The sequence below is a fragment of the Paraburkholderia sp. J63 genome, from assembly GCF_905220245.1.
Lineage (GTDB): Bacteria > Pseudomonadota > Gammaproteobacteria > Burkholderiales > Burkholderiaceae > Paraburkholderia.
The window spans coordinates 1-16326 of record NZ_CAJMZF010000012.1 but is presented as its reverse complement, the minus strand read 5'-3'; the positions used below and the strand labels follow the sequence as shown (position 1 = coordinate 16326).

Annotated in this window: 10 protein-coding genes; 8 read left to right on the top strand and 2 right to left on the bottom strand. The window is 65.9% G+C overall.

Going from position 1 to position 16326, the window contains the following annotated elements; translation table 11 throughout:
* Positions 1–16 precede the first annotated feature (16 nt).
* The 6 genes from U5775_RS15015 (at position 17) to U5775_RS14990 (ending at position 9919) form a co-directional block, all read left to right on the top strand.
* Positions 17–3742: a nitrate reductase subunit alpha gene (locus U5775_RS15015; protein WP_322058915.1), complete on the top strand. Its 3726-nt coding sequence runs from the start codon at positions 17–19 to the stop codon at positions 3740–3742.
* A complete protein-coding gene (narH, locus tag U5775_RS15010; protein ID WP_322058914.1) occupies positions 3739–5292 on the top strand; it encodes a nitrate reductase subunit beta in 1554 nt (517 codons plus the stop codon). Before U5775_RS15015 ends, narH begins: the two co-directional genes overlap by 4 nt.
* A gap of 14 nt (positions 5293–5306) precedes the next feature.
* Positions 5307–5996: a nitrate reductase molybdenum cofactor assembly chaperone gene (gene narJ / locus U5775_RS15005; RefSeq protein ID WP_322058913.1), complete on the top strand. Its 690-nt coding sequence runs from the start codon at positions 5307–5309 to the stop codon at positions 5994–5996.
* Positions 5993–6676: a respiratory nitrate reductase subunit gamma gene (gene narI, locus U5775_RS15000; protein WP_322058912.1), complete on the top strand. Its 684-nt coding sequence runs from the start codon at positions 5993–5995 to the stop codon at positions 6674–6676. The genes narJ and narI overlap by 4 nt, the downstream gene beginning before the upstream one ends.
* A gap of 389 nt (positions 6677–7065) precedes the next feature.
* A complete protein-coding gene (locus U5775_RS14995) occupies positions 7066–9156 on the top strand; it encodes a type IV pili methyl-accepting chemotaxis transducer N-terminal domain-containing protein (protein WP_322058911.1) in 2091 nt (696 codons plus the stop codon).
* Between the two features lie 76 nt (positions 9157–9232).
* On the top strand, positions 9233–9919 hold the full coding sequence (locus U5775_RS14990) for a response regulator transcription factor (RefSeq protein ID WP_322058910.1): 687 nt from the start codon (positions 9233–9235) through the stop codon (positions 9917–9919).
* 98 nt (positions 9920–10017) lie between these two features.
* Here the strand turns inward: U5775_RS14990 and U5775_RS14985 are convergent, their stop codons facing one another.
* Positions 10018–11103 carry an AI-2E family transporter gene (locus U5775_RS14985; RefSeq protein ID WP_322058909.1) on the bottom strand — a complete coding sequence of 362 codons (1086 nt, stop codon included), beginning with the start codon at positions 11101–11103 and terminating at the stop codon, positions 10018–10020.
* 79 nt (positions 11104–11182) lie between these two features.
* Entirely contained in the window at positions 11183–14074 is a 2892-nt protein-coding gene (gene uvrA / locus U5775_RS14980) for an excinuclease ABC subunit UvrA (protein WP_322058908.1), read from the bottom strand.
* Positions 14075–14326: 252 nt separating this feature from the next.
* Between uvrA and U5775_RS14975 the strand changes: the two genes are divergently transcribed.
* Positions 14327–15529 carry an MFS transporter gene (locus U5775_RS14975; protein WP_415913581.1) on the top strand — a complete coding sequence of 401 codons (1203 nt, stop codon included), beginning with the start codon at positions 14327–14329 and terminating at the stop codon, positions 15527–15529.
* A gap of 198 nt (positions 15530–15727) precedes the next feature.
* Positions 15728–16267, top strand: coding sequence for a single-stranded DNA-binding protein (locus U5775_RS14970; protein WP_322058907.1), 540 nt, complete (start codon positions 15728–15730; stop codon positions 16265–16267).
* Positions 16268–16326 lie beyond the last annotated feature (59 nt).

Genomic DNA, 16326 nt, shown 5'->3' with positions numbered 1-16326 from the left:
AGTCCCGGAGCATCGTATGAGTTACTTTCTGGACCGGTTGAAGTTCATGTCGCGCGTGAAGTCGACCTTCTCGAACGGTCATGGCGCAGTGGTGAACGAAGACCGCAAGTGGGAAGACGGCTATCGCAGTCGCTGGCAGCACGACAAGATCGTGCGCTCCACCCACGGCGTGAACTGCACGGGCTCGTGCTCGTGGAAGGTCTACGTGAAGAACGGCCTGATCACGTGGGAAACGCAGCAGACCGACTACCCGCGCACGCGCGCCGACTTGCCCAATCACGAGCCGCGCGGCTGTCCGCGTGGCGCCTCGTATAGCTGGTACGTCTACTCGGCGCAGCGCGTGAAATACCCGATGATCCGCGGCCGCCTGATGGACATGTGGCGCGATGCGCGCCGCACGCTCGGCCCGGTCGAGGCATGGGCCTCGATCGTCGAGGATCCCGAGAAGGCGGCGCGCTACAAGCGTGCGCGCGGCCAGGGCGGCTTCGTGCGCGCCGACTGGGATACGGCCACCGAGATGATCGCCGCGGCCAACGCCTATACCGTCGGCAAGTACGGCCCGGATCGCGTGATCGGCTTCTCGCCGATTCCCGCGATGTCGATGGTCTCGTATGCAGCCGGTGCGCGTTATCTGAGCCTGATTGGCGGCGCGTGTCTTTCGTTCTACGACTGGTATTGCGATCTGCCGCCTTCGTCGCCGCAGGTCTGGGGCGAGCAGACCGACGTGCCCGAATCGGCCGACTGGTACAACTCCACCTATCTGATGGTGTGGGGCTCGAACGTGCCGCAGACGCGCACGCCCGACGCCCACTTCTATACCGAGGTCCGCTACAAGGGCACCAAGACGGTGGCGGTCTCGTCGGACTTCGGCGAGATGGTGAAGTTCGGTGACATCTGGCTCGCGCCGAAGCAGGGCACCGACGCGGCGCTCGCGCTCGCGATGGGCCACGTGGTGCTCAAGGAGTTCCACGCGAGCGGCAAATCCGCGTATTTCCGCGACTACGTGAAGCAGTACACCGACATGCCGTTGCTCGTCACGCTCGCCGCGCGCGACGGCGCCGTGGTGCCGGACCAGTTCCTGCGTGCTTCGCAACTGGCCGGCAATCTGGACGAAGCGAACAACCCGCAGTGGAAGACGCTGGCGATCGACGCGGCCACGGGCGATATCGTCGCGCCGAACGGCTCGATCGGTTTCCGCTGGGGCGAAGGCGAGCACGACGGCGGCAAGAAGGTGGGCCGCTGGAACCTCGAAATGAAGGATGGCGGCAGCGGCCGCGAGATCGATCCGCGGCTCTCGCTCATCGATCACCACGACGAAGTGGTGGAAGTGAGCTTCCCGTATTTCGGCGGCGAGAAGGGCGCGCTGCTCGCGCGCCGCGTGCCCGCGAAGCGCGTGGCGCTCGCGGACGGCACGAGCGTGCTGGTCGCGACCGTCTACGACCTGCAGATGGCCAACTATGGCGTCGATCAGGGTCTGGGCGGCCCGAACGTCGCGTCCTCATACGATGACGACGTGCCCTGCACGCCCGCGTGGCAGGAAAAGCACACCACGGTGCCGCGCAAGCTCGTGATCCAGGTGGCGCGCGAGTTCGCCGACAACGCCGACCGCACGCACGGCAAGAGCATGGTGATCGTGGGCGCGGCCCTCAATCACTGGTATCACAACGACATGATCTACCGCGGCATCATCAATTTGCTGATGATGTGCGGCTGTATCGGCCAGAGCGGCGGCGGCTGGGCGCACTACGTGGGCCAGGAAAAGCTGCGTCCGCAATTCGGCTGGGCGCCGCTCGCGTTCGCGCTCGACTGGTCGCGCCCGCCGCGCCAGATGAACGGCACCTCGTTCTTCTACAACCACACGAGCCAGTGGCGCCACGAGAAGGTCCAGCTCGACGAGATCCTCGGACCCGGCGCCGACCGCGCCCGCTACGAGAACCTCTCGATGCTCGACCTCAACGCGAAGTCCGAGCGCATGGGCTGGCTGCCTTCTGCGCCGCAACTGGGCGCGAATCCGCTCGACGTCGTGGACGCCGCGAAGCGCGCGGGCGTGCCGCCGGTGCAGTACACGGTCGACAAGCTCAAATCGGGAGAACTGAGCTTCGCCTGCGACGACCCCGACAATCCCGCGAACTTCCCGCGCAACATGTTCGTGTGGCGCTCGAATATTCTCGGCAGCTCGGGCAAGGGCCACGAGTATTTCCTCAAGTACCTGCTCGGCACGCAGAACGCGCTGTTCGGCGACGAAGCCGATGCGATCAAGCCATCGGAAGTGAAGGTGCGCGAGGCGGCCGAGGGCAAGCTCGACTTGCTCACGGTGCTCGATTTCCGCATGAGCACCACCTGCCTGTACGGCGACATCGTGCTGCCCACGGCCACGTTCTACGAGAAGGACGACCTCAACACGTCCGACATGCACCCGTTCATCCACCCGCTTTCCGAGGCCGTGCAGCCGCTGTGGGAAAGCAAGACCGACTGGGAGATCTACAAGGCGATCGCGAAGAAGTTTTCGGAGATCGGCGGCGAGCATCTGGGCACGCGCACCGACCTCGTCTGCACGCCGCTCATGCACGACACGCCGGGCGAACTCGGCCAGGCGTTCGAGCCCAGGGACTGGCGCCTCGGCGAGTGCGATCTGATTCCGGGCAAGACCGCGCCCGCGATGACGGTGGTGGAGCGCGACTATCGCGAGATCTACAACAAGTTCACTTCGGTCGGACCGCTGCTCGAAAAGCTCGGCAACGGCGGCAAGGGCATCAACTGGAACACCGCGCATGAAGTGGGCGAGCTCGCGCATCTCACGGGCCGCCACGAAGGCGCCGGTGCGGGCGAGGGCCGTCCGCGCCTCGACACGGCCATCGACGCCGCCGAGATGATCCTCACCTTCGCGCCCGAAACCAATGGCCACGTGGCGGTGAAGGCGTGGGACGCGCTCTCGAAGATCACGGGCCGCGACCACACGCATCTGGCCGAAGGCCGCGAGCACGACAAGATCCGTTTCCGCGACGTGCAGGCGCAGCCGCGCAAGATCATCTCCGCGCCCACGTGGTCGGGGCTCGAGTCGGAAGAGGTGAGTTACAACGCGGGCTACACGAACGTGCACGAGTTGATTCCATGGCGCACGCTCACGGGCCGTCAGCAGTTCTACCAGGATCACCGCTGGATGCTCGACTTCGGCGAGGGCTTCTGCAACTACAAGCCCGCCATCGACACGAAGACGATCTCACCGATGCTCGGCGCGAAACCCAACGGCGAGCACGAGCTGGTACTGAACTGGATCACGCCGCACCAGAAGTGGGGCATCCACTCCACCTACACGGACAACCTGCGCATGCTCACGCTTTCGCGCGGCGGTCCGCACGTCTGGGTCTCGGAGGCCGAGGCGAAAGAAGCGGGTCTCGTCGACAACGACTGGGTCGAAGTGTTCAACGTGAACGGCACGCTCACCGCGCGCGTCGTGGTGAGCCAGCGCGTGCCGCGCGGCATGTGTCTCATGTATCACGCGCAGGAAAAGATCATCAACGTGCCAGGCGCTGAAACGAGCGGCATGCGTGGCGGCATTCACAACTCGGTCACGCGCACGGTGCTCAAGCCCACGCACATGATCGGCGGCTATGCCCAACTGGCCTATGGCTTCAATTACTACGGCACGGTCGGCAGCAATCGCGACGAGTTCGTGATCGTTCGCAAGATGAAGAAGGTCGAGTGGCTGGAAGGCCCGATGAAGGAAGGAGCAGCATCATGAAAATCCGCGCCCAGGTGGCGATGGTCCTGAACCTCGACAAGTGCATCGGCTGCCATACGTGCTCCGTCACGTGCAAGAACGTGTGGACCTCGCGCGATGGCGTCGAGTACGCGTGGTTCAACAACGTCGAGACGAAGCCCGGCATCGGCTATCCGAAGGAATGGGAGAACCAGGAGAAGTGGAAGGGCGGCTGGATGCGTAACCCGAACGGCAAGATAGAGCCGCGCCAGGGGCCGAAGCTCAAGGTGCTGGCCAACCTGTTCGCCAACCCGAACCTGCCCGCCATCGACGATTACTACGAGCCGTTCACCTACGACTACGAGCATTTGCAGAAGGCGAAGCTCTCGCAGACGCCGCCTACCGCGCGCCCGGTCTCGGTGATCACCGGCAAGAAGATGGACAAGATCCATTGGGGTCCTAACTGGGAAGACGACCTTGGCGGCGAGTTCGCCTCGCGCAGCCGCGACCAGCTCTTCGAGAACGTGCAGAAGGAGATGTACTCAAGCTTCGAGAACACCTTCATGATGTATCTGCCGCGTCTGTGCGAGCACTGCCTCAATCCCGCGTGCGTGGCGTCGTGCCCCTCGGGCTCCGTCTACAAGCGCGAAGACGACGGCATCGTGCTCGTCGATCAGGACAAGTGCCGCGGCTGGCGCATGTGCATCTCGGGCTGCCCGTACAAGAAGATGTACTTCAACTGGAAGAGCGGCAAGGCCGAGAAGTGCATCTTCTGCTATCCGCGTATCGAGGCCGGTCAGCCCACGGTGTGCTCGGAAACCTGCGTGGGCCGCATCCGCTATCTGGGCGTGATGCTCTACGACGCCGATCGTATCGGCGAGGCGGCTTCGGTCGAGTCGACGCAAGACCTCTATCAGTCGCAGCTCGACGTGTTCCTCGATCCGCACGATCCCGAGGTGCGGCGCGAGGCGCTGAAGCAGGGCGTGCCGCAGAGCTGGCTCGACGCGGCTGTGCGCTCGCCTGTCTACCGCATGGCGGTCGAGTGGAAGATCGCGTTCCCGCTGCATCCCGAGTACCGCACGCTGCCGATGGTCTGGTACGTGCCGCCGCTTTCGCCGATCCAGTCGGCTGCGGACGCGGGTCACATCGGCATGGACGGCGTGATTCCCGACGTCGCGAGCCTGCGCATTCCCATGCGCTATCTCGCGAACCTGCTCACCGCCGGCGACGAAAAGCCCGTGGTCAGCGCACTCAACCGCATGCTCACGATGCGTGCGTACAAGCGCACGCAGACGGTGGACGGCGTGAACGACAACGCGCTGCTCAAGCGCGCAGGTCTTACGGCCGAACAGGTCGAGGACATGTACCGCATCATGGCGCTCGCGAATTACGAGGACCGCTTCGTGGTGCCGTCGTCGCACAAGGAAATGGCCGAGGACTCGTTCAACGAGAAGGGCAGTTGCGGCTTCTCGTTCGGCAACGGCTGCTCGGGCGGCGTCTCGGAAGGCTCGCTGTTCGGGACGAAGCACGAGGGCAGCGTGGTGTTCGCCGATATGCCGAAGTCGCGCCGCAAGGCGGCGTCGCAAAGCTGAGGAGGACGAACATCATGTCGATCTATCCGGTTCTCTCCGCGCTGCTCGACTATCCCGAGCAGCCCTTGCTCGACGCGCTCGACGAAATCGAGGGTGTGCTCGAGACGTCCCCGCACGGCGTGTTCGCCGTGCGCGAGCTCGCGCCGCTCATCGCGTCGCTGCGCGAGCAGTCGCTCGTGGAGTCGCAGGAAAACTATGTGGCGACCTTCGACCGCAATCCGCGCCACTCGCTGCATCTGTTCGAGCACGTGCACGGCGAAAGCCGCGCGCGCGGCCAGGCGATGGTCGATTTGCTCGACGAATATCGCGGCTTCGGCCTCGACGTGGCCAGCAACGAATTGCCCGATTACGTGCCGCTCTTTCTCGAAGTGCTCGGCCTGATCGGCGAGGACGAGGCCAGTGCGCTGCTCGGCGAGGCGATTCACGTGCTTGCCGCGCTCGGCAACCAGCTCGAACGCGACGAGAGCCCCTACGCCGGCATCTTTACCGTGCTGTGCGAAATGAGCACCGTCGAGCCGCTGCCCGTCACCGGCGCGCCGATTCGCGACATGGACGAGGCGCTCGAGCGCTTCGGTCCCGGCGTCGACGGCGTCGAGCCGCTGCTGCGTCCGTTCGGCGCCGGCGCCGTCCAGCAGGTCGTCCAGTTCCATCCGCGCGGGGACGCTTCGTTAGCCTCGCCCGGCCGCACCAGGGAAATGCAATGAACACGTTCAACCAGTTTTTGTTCGGCATCTATCCGTACATCGCCGCCTCGGTCTTCCTGTTCGGCTCGCTCGCGCGCTTCGAGCGCGAGCAGTACACGTGGAAGGCCGATAGCTCGCAATTGCTCTATCGCGGGCAATTGCGCCTCGGCAATATCCTTTTCCACATCGGCATCCTCGGGCTCTTCTTCGGGCACCTCGTGGGGCTGCTCACGCCCGTCGCGGTCTGGGACTGGCTTGGCGTGCCGCATGCCGTGAAGCAGATCGTGGCGATGGTCGCCGGCGGCGTGATGGGCACGATGTGCCTCGCGGGTCTCGCGATCCTGCTGCACCGGCGCCTGACGAATGCGCGCATCTCGGCGGTCACGCGCGTCGGCGACAAGGTGCTGCTCCTGTGGATCCTCGTCACGCTGCTGCTCGGGCTCTCGACGATCGGCGCATCGGCGAGCCATATGGACGGCGCCATGATGGTGCGCTTCATGCACTGGGCGCAGCACATCGTCACGTTCCGCGGCGACGCTGCGAGCTACGTGACCGATGCGCCGCTCGTGTTCCGCATGCATCTGTTCATGGGCATGACACTGTTCGTGATCTTCCCGTTCACGCGTCTCGTGCACGTGTGGAGCGGCATGGCTTCGGTAACCTATCTGTCGCGCGCATGGCAGCTCGTGCGTAGCCGCTAGGTGGGCCTGGTGACGGAAACGTAGGGCGGGCCGCGGGCCGGCCTCGCGTTTCTTCATCGTGCAGTTGCCTCTGGGCGGCCGAGGGGATCGGCCGTTCTTTTAGGGGAGCGAGCCGCGCGCGAGCTCCCTTTTTTTGTGCTTCTGCGCCGCGCAAACGCCGTGCGGACCGGCGCGCGGTTTGTCGCATTGCAAGGCAGGACGCCGCCGCCACCCCTGATTGCGTGGGGCATCCGGCTGGCATGCCCCGATGAACTGGCGCATAGTGTCGCAGTCCGTGACCGATCCGGCCGCCGATCGTGCTGTTTGCGCGCTGTTTGTGGTGCGTCACCCGATAATGAGACATGTTGGCGCTTGCGCGCCGCCGTTCGTTTTCCGTGTCCTCGATGGCCATGACCCGTTCTCCCGATTCCGCCGCCCGCAGCGCGCCGTCTTCGGCGGCTATGGCACCTGCTCAAGCCGCCCAGGCCACCCAAGCCAGCCAGGCTGCTCAGGCCGCCGGCTCGCTCCCTTTTCGCCGGCGTCTGTCCACGCGCATCGTCGTGCTTTCCACGGTCGTGCTCGCGATCGTGCTCACGATGATCGGCGGCACGCTCTGGCTCTCGTGGCAGCTCGAAGGCGCCGGCGCCGCGATCAACGATGCGGGCAGCCTGCGCATGCGCGCGAACGCGGTGGCCATCGAGCTGTGGGAGACCCGTCTGTCCAAACCCTCGCGGCTCGACGCGCAGGTCGGCCAGCTCAACGAGACCCTGCAGCAACTGCGCGAAGGCAACGCGGCCCGGCCGCTGTTCCTGCCCGACGACCCGAAGATCCGTCAGCAATTCGACCGCGTCGCCGCGGCGTGGCACGAGCGGCTCGAGCCGGCCGTGCAGCGCGACCGCGCCTCGGGCGTGGGCGAGCCGTCGGCGTATCTCGCGCTGCTGCCCGGCTTCGTCGACGACGCCAATCGCCTCGTCGTGCTGATCGAGCGCGAGAACGCGCGCAAGACCGCGTGGCTGCGCACCTCGCAGATCGCGCTCGCGGCGCTCTCGTGCGTGGGCACCGTGGCGATCGTCTACCTGCTCTACCTGTGGTTCGTGGTGCCCGTGCAGCGGCTCCAGGATGGCCTCGCGCGCATCGAGGCGCGCGAGTTCGATACGCGTCTGCCCGTCGATACGCGCGACGAATTCGGCCATCTCGCGCAGGGTTTCAACCGCATGGTCGCCGAGCTGCAAGCGCTGTATCAGGACCTCGCCGCGCGCGTCGACGCCAAGACCGCGCAACTGGCCGCGCAGAATCGCGAGTTGCGCATCCTCTATGAAATGGCGGCCTTCCTCAATACGCCGGAGCCCGTGGAGCCGCTGTGCCACGATTTCCTCACGCGCCTGATGCGCGAGTTCGAGGCCGATGGCGGGACGGTGCGCATTGCCTCCGCCGAGGACGACAATCTGCATCTGCTCGTCGCCGAAGGCCTGCCCGAGGAACTCGTGAGCGCCGAGCGATGCATGCCCGCGCAAGACTGCGCGTGCGGCGCCGCGTCGGCGGACGAGCCCGTGGTGGTCGATCTGCGCGAGCTCGTCGCCAGCCTGGGGAACAAGGGTGGGGAGTCCGGTAAAGGGGGCAGCGGCGGCGGTGCGGCCGCCCTGAGCGACGCCGAGCGCGCGCACGCGCAGCATTGCCTGCGCGCCGGTTTCGCGAGCGTCGCGGTGTTCGGCATCGTTTCGCAGAGCGAGCCGCTCGGCACGTTCTCGCTGCACTTCCGGCACGAACGGCACATGCCGCCCTCGGAGGTCCAGTTGCTCCAGGCGCTCGGCCGCCATCTGGGCGTGGCGCTGAAGAACCGGCGCCTCGCGGCGCTCGCGCGCCAGCTCGCGGTCTCGGAGGAGCGCAACCTCGTCGCGCAGGGGCTGCACGACAGCATCGCGCAAGGGCTCAGTTTTCTGAAGATGCAGGTGCACCTGCTTGACGGCGCGGCCGCCGACGGCAATCTCGACGAAGTGCGCGAGATCGTGCCGCTGCTCGCGGGCGGCGTGAAGGAGAGCTACGACGACGTGCGCGAGCTGCTCCTGAACTTCCGCTCGAAGCTCGGGCCGGGGGCGCTGCGGCCCGCCGTGGACGACACGGTGGCGCGCTTTCGGCGCCAGGCGGACGCCGAGCTCGCGCTCGATTATCGCGACGAGGGCGGCCCGCCGCTGCCCGCCGATCAGCAGCTCCAGGTGCTGTTCGTGCTCCAGGAGGCGCTCTCGAACATCCGCAAGCATGCCGAGGCGCAACACGTGCGCGTGAGCGTCGTCAATGGCGGCGACTTCCGCCTCGTCATCGAGGACGACGGCATAGGCTACGATCCCGCCGACATTGCCGCGCGTGGCGAAGCGCATGTCGGCTTTCACATCATGCGCGAGCGCGCCAAGCGTCTTGCGGGTGTGCTCACGCTCGACAGCGCGCCGGGGCGCGGCTCCCGCGTGGAGCTCGTGCTGCCGGCCGGGAGCCGCAAGGCCGCTTGATGTCTCCTTGATGCTTCCTTGATGCCCCTTTGATGCGCCACGACCAGCCGCATAGCCACAACCCGAATTCCAGCCCATGACCATACGCATCCTGCTCATCGACGATCACACGCTCTTTCGCTCGGGCGTGAGCGCGCTGTTGCAACGCCAGCCCGACCTCGAAGTGGTGGGCGAGGCGTCGGACGGCGTCGAAGGCATCAAGCGCGCGAAGCAGCATACGCCCGACGTGATCCTGCTCGATCTGAACATGCCCGGCCTCTCGGGCCTCGAAACGCTGCAACTGCTGGTGCAGGACCTGCCCGATACGGCCGTCGTCATGCTGACCGTCTCCGAGGACGCCGACGAGCTCACCGCCGCGATGCGCGCGGGTGCGAGCGGCTTCCTGCTCAAGAGCATCGATGCCGAGGCGCTCGTTGCGGCCATCCGCAAGGCCGCCGCGGGCCAGCCCGTGATCACCGAGCACATGACCGCGAAGCTCGTCGAGCAGATGCGCAAGCCGGCCTCGCCACCGAGCACGCCGAGCGCGCCGCGCACGAGCGGCGAGACGCTCACCGCGCGCGAGCGCGACATCGTGCGCGAACTCGCGCGCGGGGCGAGCAACAAGGAGATCGCGCGCACGCTCGACCTGGCCGAAAGCACGGTGAAGATTCACGTGCGCAACATCCTGCGCAAGCTGAACCTCACGAGCCGCGTGCAGGTGGCCGTCTACGCGGTGGGGCAGGAGGGGATGGCGGACGGCATGGGCGAGCCGCGCGAGGGATGAGACGGGCCGCCGCGCGAAGGGCGGCGGTGGTTCGAAATCACAACGGAAGGCGCGACAGAGGCTGAAGCAGAGACGGCCCAGGCCGCCTCGCCACAGCGTCAAACGAGCCGCAGATAAATCAGCTCGCGCTTGATATACGCGTAGAAGATGGGCGCGGCGATCACCCCCTGAACGCCGAACGCGGCTTCCATCACGAGCATCGCGACCAGCAGCTCCCACGTGCGCGCCTCGATCTGGCCGCCCACGATGCGCGCGTTCAGGAAATACTCGAGCTTGTGGATCAGGATCAGGAACACGAGCGCCGTGACTGCCGCGGGCAGGCTCACGGTGAGCGCGATCGCGACGATCAGCGTATTCGATATCAGGTTGCCGATCACGGGCAGCAAGCCGACCACGAAAGTCACCACGACGAGCATCTTCGCGAGCGGCAGCGGCGCGTGAAACACCGGCAGCGCGAGCAGCAGGAAAAGCCCGGTGAACACGGTGTTGATGGCCGAGATCTTCACCTGCGCGAACACGATGCGGCGAAACGCGTCGGCAAAGCGCGCCACGCGCGTGACGAAAGCCGTTGAGAGCGGCAGCCGCGTGGCGTTCTTCTGCGCGCCAATGGCGATGATCGCGCCGATGATCATGCCGATCACGATGCGCCCGAAGATGCGCGCGGCGTTCTTGCCGCCCTGGCCGAGCTGGGTGGCGTGCTCGTGCATGAGCGCGATCGCCTTGAGCTTCATTTGCGCGACGTCCACGGGCAGATAGGCCGCAATGGCGTCGGGAATCCGCGCGCGCGCCTGGTCGACGAACGTCATCATCTGCGCCATCACCTTTTGCACGCTCGGCACGTCGCTTTCGAACTGCTCGATGACGCCCACCGTGATGCCCGTGAGCACGCCCACGATCACGATGGACACCAGCACCACCGAGATCCAGCGTGCGCGCTGGCTCGGCATGCGCCGCTCGATCAGCGGCGCGATGGTGTGCACGAGCTGAAAGACCAGCATCCCCGCGAGCAGTGCACCGAGCAGATCCAGGTGCAGCACCGCCCACAAGCCGGCGAGCGCCGCCACATAGCTGCCCACTTCCACCGCCGAGAGCTTCGGCAGGCTCATGTCGCTCGTGAGCCTGACCGGCCTCGGCCGCAGGTCGCGCACCTGTTTATCGTCTGTCGCTTCGTTGCGCTTGACCATGTTGGGTGTATTCCGTCTCCAGACCGCGGGGGCGCAGGCGCCCCCGCACTGTTGTTGCTAGTGCAGCATTTTCTACTGCTTATTTTCCTGAGGCCGCGTCGAGCGCGGCCGCCTGGCGCTTGAGCAGCGGCGCGAGATAACGCCCCGTGAAGCTCGCCTTCGCCTTCGCCACCTGCTCGGGCGTGCCCTGCGCCACGATCTGGCCGCCGCCCGCGCCGCCTTCGGGGCCCATGTCCACGATCCAGTCGGCGGTTTTGATCACATCGAGATTATGCTCGATGATCACCACCGTATTGCCCTGGTCGCGCAGCCGGTGGATCACTTCCAGCAACAGCGCGATGTCGTGGAAATGCAGACCCGTGGTCGGCTCGTCGAGTATATACAGCGTGCGGCCCGTGTCCCGCTTGGAAAGTTCGAGCGAGAGCTTCACGCGCTGCGCCTCGCCGCCCGAGAGCGTGGTGGCCGACTGGCCGAGGCGGATGTAGCCCAGACCCACGTCGAGCAGCGTCTTGAGCTTGCGCGCGACGACCGGCACGGCCTTGAAGAACTCGTAGGCGGTCTCGACCGTCATGTCGAGCACTTCGCTGATGTTCCGTCCCTTGTACTGGATCTCCAGCGTCTCGCGGTTGTAGCGCTTGCCGTGGCAGACGTCGCAGGGCACGTAGACATCGGGCAGGAAGTGCATTTCCACCTTGAGCACGCCGTCGCCCTGGCAGCTTTCGCAGCGGCCGCCCTTCACGTTGAACGAGAAGCGGCCCGACTCGTAGCCGCGCTCCTTGGCCGCCGGCACGCCCGCGAACAGCTCGCGGATGGGCGTGAAAAGGCCCGTGTAGGTGGCCGGATTCGAGCGCGGCGTGCGGCCGATCGGCGACTGGTCGACGTTGATGACCTTGTCGAAATGCTCGAGCCCTTCGATGGCCTCGAACGGCGCCGGCTGCGCCGACGAGCCGTACAGATGCTGCGACACCGCGTGATAGAGCGTGTCGTTGATCAGCGTGGACTTGCCCGAGCCCGAGACGCCCGTCACGCAGGTGAGCAGGCCCACCGGCAGGTCGAGCGTCACGTGCTTGAGGTTGTTGCCGTAGGCCTCGATGATGCGCAGGCGCCGCTCGCCGGGCTCCATGCGCTCGTCCGGGTAGTCGATGCGGCGCGCGCCGCTGAGGTACTGGCCGGTCATCGAGGCCGGGTCGTTCTCCACCTGCTGGGGCGTGCCCTCGGCGATCACCATGCCGCCGTGCTCGCCGGCGCCGGGGCCCATGTCGACCACGTAGTCGGCCATGCGGATCATGTCCTCGTCGTGCTCGACCACGATCACCGAATTGCCGAGATCGCGCAGATGCTTGAGTGTCGAAATCAGCCGGTCGTTGTCGCGCTGATGCAGGCCGATCGACGGCTCGTCGAGCACGTACATCACGCCCGTGAGGCCCGAGCCGATCTGCGAGGCGAGGCGGATGCGCTGCGCCTCGCCGCCCGAGAGCGTTTCGGCGCTGCGTTCGAGCGAGAGATAGTCGAGCCCGACGTTATTGAGGAACATCAGCCGCGCGACGATCTCCTTGACCACCTTGTCGGCGATCTCGCGCTTGGCGCCTTCGAGGTGCAGCGTCTGGAAGTAGCCGAGCGTGTCGCGCAGCGGCCAGCCACTCACCTCGTAGATCGCGCGCGCTTCCTCATTGGAACCGATCCGCACGAAGCGCGCCTCGCGGCGCAGACGCGTGCCTTCGCAGTGCGGGCAGGCCTGGTTGTTCTGGTACTTCGCCAGTTCTTCGCGCACCGCCGCGGAATCGGTCTCGCGGTAGCGCCGCTCCAGATTGGGGATGATCCCTTCGAACACGTGCTCGCGCACCGAGGTGCGGCCGCGCTCGTTGACGTACGAGAACGGGATTTCCTGCTTGCCCGAGCCATAGAGCAGGATCTTGCGCACCTTCTCGGGCAGGTCCTCGAACGCGGTGTCGATGTCGAAATCGTAGAACGCCGCGAGGCTTTGCAGCATCTGGAAGTAGAACTGGTTGCGCCGGTCCCAGCCCTTCACCGCGCCGGCCGCGAGCGACAGCGACGGATGCGCGACCACGCGCTTCGGGTCGAAGAACGTAATCTGGCCGAGGCCGTCGCATTCCGGACACGCGCCCATCGGGTTGTTGAACGAGAACAGGCGCGGCTCGAGCTCGGGCAGCGAGTACGAGCAGATCGGGCAGGCGAACTTCGAGCTGAACAGGTGCTCGCGGCCCGTGTCCATTTCGAGCGCGATGGCGCGGCCGTCGGCGAGGCGCAGCGCCGTTTCGAACGACTCCGCGAGACGCTGCTTCATGTCGGGACGCACCTTCAGCCGGTCCACCACCACGTCGATGGTGTGCCGCTCGCTCTTCTTGAGCTTGGGCAGCGACTCGACTTCGTAGATCTTCGCCTCGCCTTCGTTGGCCGTGCCGCCGCCCGAGCGCACGCGAAAGCGCACGAAGCCCTGCGCCTGCATGTCGTCGAAGAGCTCGGCGTGCTCGCCCTTGCGGTCGACGACCACGGGCGCGAGGATCATCAGCTTCGTTTCCTCGGGCAGCGCGAGCGCGGCGTCCACCATCTGCGAGACGCTTTGCGCCTCGAGCGGAATCTCGTGGTCGGGGCAGTAGGGCGTGCCCACGCGTGCGTAGAGCAGGCGCAGGTAGTCGTGGATCTCGGTGACCGTGCCCACCGTCGAGCGCGGATTGTGCGAGGTCGCCTTCTGCTCGATGGAGATGGCGGGCGAGAGACCCTCGATCAGGTCGACGTCGGGCTTCTCCATCAGTTGCAGGAACTGGCGCGCGTAGGCCGAGAGGCTCTCCACGTAGCGGCGCTGGCCTTCCGCGTAGAGCGTGTCGAACGCAAGCGAGGACTTGCCCGAGCCCGAGAGCCCGGTGATTACCACGAGCTGGTGGCGCGGCAGGTCCAGATTGACGTTCTTCAGGTTGTGGGTTCGGGCCCCACGGATACGGATTTGTTCCATGAACCTGCGGGAGAAAGGGAGGCTAAACCTGCTACTATAACGACTTTTCCAGACCGCCGTTACGGCTTGCTGACAGTCTTTGAAAGGGTCCCGAATGGCTGCGGCGAGGCCGCGCGAGGGGCGCTGGAAGAGATCCGGCGGCAAGGGGTCCGACAACAATCGGCCGGAAATGGTTTCAGGCGTGGCGTCCGCCCTCGCCCGCCCCAAGGCCCAGTGACGCGCGCAGCGGCGGCCCAATCAAAAAACGCTCCGATGTCCTCCAATTCACCCGCTACTTCTTCACGCATGAGCGCGCCCGAAATGCGCGCGACCGTGTCGCTCGCCGCCATCTTCGCGCTGCGCATGCTGGGCCTTTTCATGATCATGCCGGTGTTTTCGGTCTACGCGAAAACCATCCCCGGCGGCGACAACGTGCTGCTCGTCGGCATCGCGCTCGGTGCCTATGGCGTCACGCAGTCGCTTCTCTATATCTTCTACGGCTGGCTTTCCGACAAGATGGGCCGCAAGCCCGTGATCGTGATCGGCCTCGTGATCTTCGCCATCGGCAGCTTCGTCGCGGCGGGCGCGCACGACATCACGTGGATCATCGTCGGCCGCGTGATTCAGGGCATGGGCGCGATTTCCTCTGCGGTGCTAGCGTTCATCGCCGATCTCACCTCCGAGGAGCACCGCACCAAGGCCATGGCGATGGTGGGCGGCTCGATCGGCATGTCGTTCGCGGTGGCCATCGTGGGCGCGCCTATCGTGTTCCACTGGGTCGGCATGAGCGGCCTGTTCGCGCTCGTAGGCGTGTTCTCGATTCTTGCCGTGGGCGTGGTGCTCTGGATCGTCCCCGATGCGCCCCGGCCCGTGCACGTGCGCGCGCCGTTCGCCGAAGTCCTGCACAACGTCGAGCTGCTGCGCCTGAACTTCGGCGTGCTCGTGCTGCACGCCACGCAGACGGCGCTTTTCCTCGTCGTGCCGCGCCTGCTCGTGGACGCGGGCCTGCCCGTGGCCTCGCACTGGAAGATCTATCTGCCGGTGATGGGCGTCTCGTTCGTGCTGATGGTGCCCGCCATCATCGCCGCGGAAAAGCGGGGCAAGATGAAGCCCGTGCTGTGCTCGGCCATTGGGCTTATCCTGATCGGCCAGCTTCTGCTTGGCTCGCTTGCGCATACCATAGCAATCGTGGCGTCCGTGCTGTTCGTGTATTTTCTCGGCTTCAATATTCTGGAGGCCTCGCAGCCCTCGCTGGTGTCCAAGCTCGCACCGGGCAACCGCAAGGGCGCGGCCACGGGCGTCTACAACACCACCCAGTCGATCGGGCTCGCGCTCGGCGGCGTGGTGGGCGGCTGGCTGCTCAAGCACGGCAGCGCGAGCGCGGTTTTCTATGCGTGCTCAGGGCTGGTGTTTTGCTGGCTTATAATCGCAGCCTATATGAAAGTGCCGCTGAAGGTGCAGCCCAAGCGGGCTTGATGGGGCCGGGCCTCGGCAAGCGGCGCGGGCAGGGCGGCCAGGGCGGCCCAATTCGCCCGCCATCTGCTTTGAAGCGAACCTCGCGTTCGCGGCAACAATTTTCGCGAAAGGCTGTTCGTGCGCGGTGCATCGCAATGTGAAGTCGATGCACACGAATCGCGCGGCTGCCGATCGCAACGGAATCAACAGGAGAAACACATGGCATCCGTGAACAAGGTGATCCTCGTCGGCAATCTCGGCGCCGAACCGGAAGTGCGCTATCTGCCCAGCGGCGACGCCGTGGCGAACATCCGCCTCGCGACCACCGACCGCTACAAGGACAAAGCGTCCGGCGAGTTCAAGGAAATGACCGAATGGCACCGCGTGGCGTTCTTCGGCCGTCTGGCCGAGATCGTCTCCGAGTACCTGAAGAAGGGTTCGTCGGTGTATATCGAAGGCCGCATCCGCACGCGCAAGTGGCAGGCGCAGGACGGCACCGACCGTTATTCGACGGAAATCGTCGCCGACCAGATGCAGATGCTGGGCGGCCGCAGCGGCGGCGCCTCGTCGGGCGGCGACATGGGCGACGACGGCGGCTATAGCCGCGAGCAGTCCGCACCGCGCGGCGGCGGCCGTGCGTCGGGTGGTGGCGCGCCACGCGCGAGCGGTGGTGGTGCTGGCGGTGGCGGTGGCGCGGGCCGTTCGAACGCGCCGGCCGGCGGCGGCTTCGATGAGATGGACGACGATATTCCGTTCTGACCACCCGTAATTGGAAAGTGTAAAGATCAACCCCGCCTTTGTGCGGGGTTTTTTATTCT

What these genes read in the sequence shown, in the direction of transcription:
- U5775_RS15015 (WP_322058915.1), top strand. Translation starts at nt 17, where the DNA reads ATGAGTTACTTTCTGGACCGGTTGAAGTTCATGTCGCGCGTGAAGTCG.
- narH (WP_322058914.1), top strand. Translation starts at nt 3,739, where the DNA reads ATGAAAATCCGCGCCCAGGTGGCGATGGTCCTGAACCTCGACAAGTGC.
- narJ (WP_322058913.1), top strand. Translation starts at nt 5,307, where the DNA reads ATGTCGATCTATCCGGTTCTCTCCGCGCTGCTCGACTATCCCGAGCAG.
- narI (WP_322058912.1), top strand. Translation starts at nt 5,993, where the DNA reads ATGAACACGTTCAACCAGTTTTTGTTCGGCATCTATCCGTACATCGCC.
- U5775_RS14995 (WP_322058911.1), top strand. Translation starts at nt 7,066, where the DNA reads ATGACCCGTTCTCCCGATTCCGCCGCCCGCAGCGCGCCGTCTTCGGCG.
- U5775_RS14990 (WP_322058910.1), top strand. Translation starts at nt 9,233, where the DNA reads ATGACCATACGCATCCTGCTCATCGACGATCACACGCTCTTTCGCTCG.
- U5775_RS14985 (WP_322058909.1), bottom strand. Translation starts at nt 11,103, where the DNA reads ATGGTCAAGCGCAACGAAGCGACAGACGATAAACAGGTGCGCGACCTG.
- uvrA (WP_322058908.1), bottom strand. Translation starts at nt 14,074, where the DNA reads ATGGAACAAATCCGTATCCGTGGGGCCCGAACCCACAACCTGAAGAAC.
- U5775_RS14975 (WP_415913581.1), top strand. Translation starts at nt 14,327, where the DNA reads ATGTCCTCCAATTCACCCGCTACTTCTTCACGCATGAGCGCGCCCGAA.
- U5775_RS14970 (WP_322058907.1), top strand. Translation starts at nt 15,728, where the DNA reads ATGGCATCCGTGAACAAGGTGATCCTCGTCGGCAATCTCGGCGCCGAA.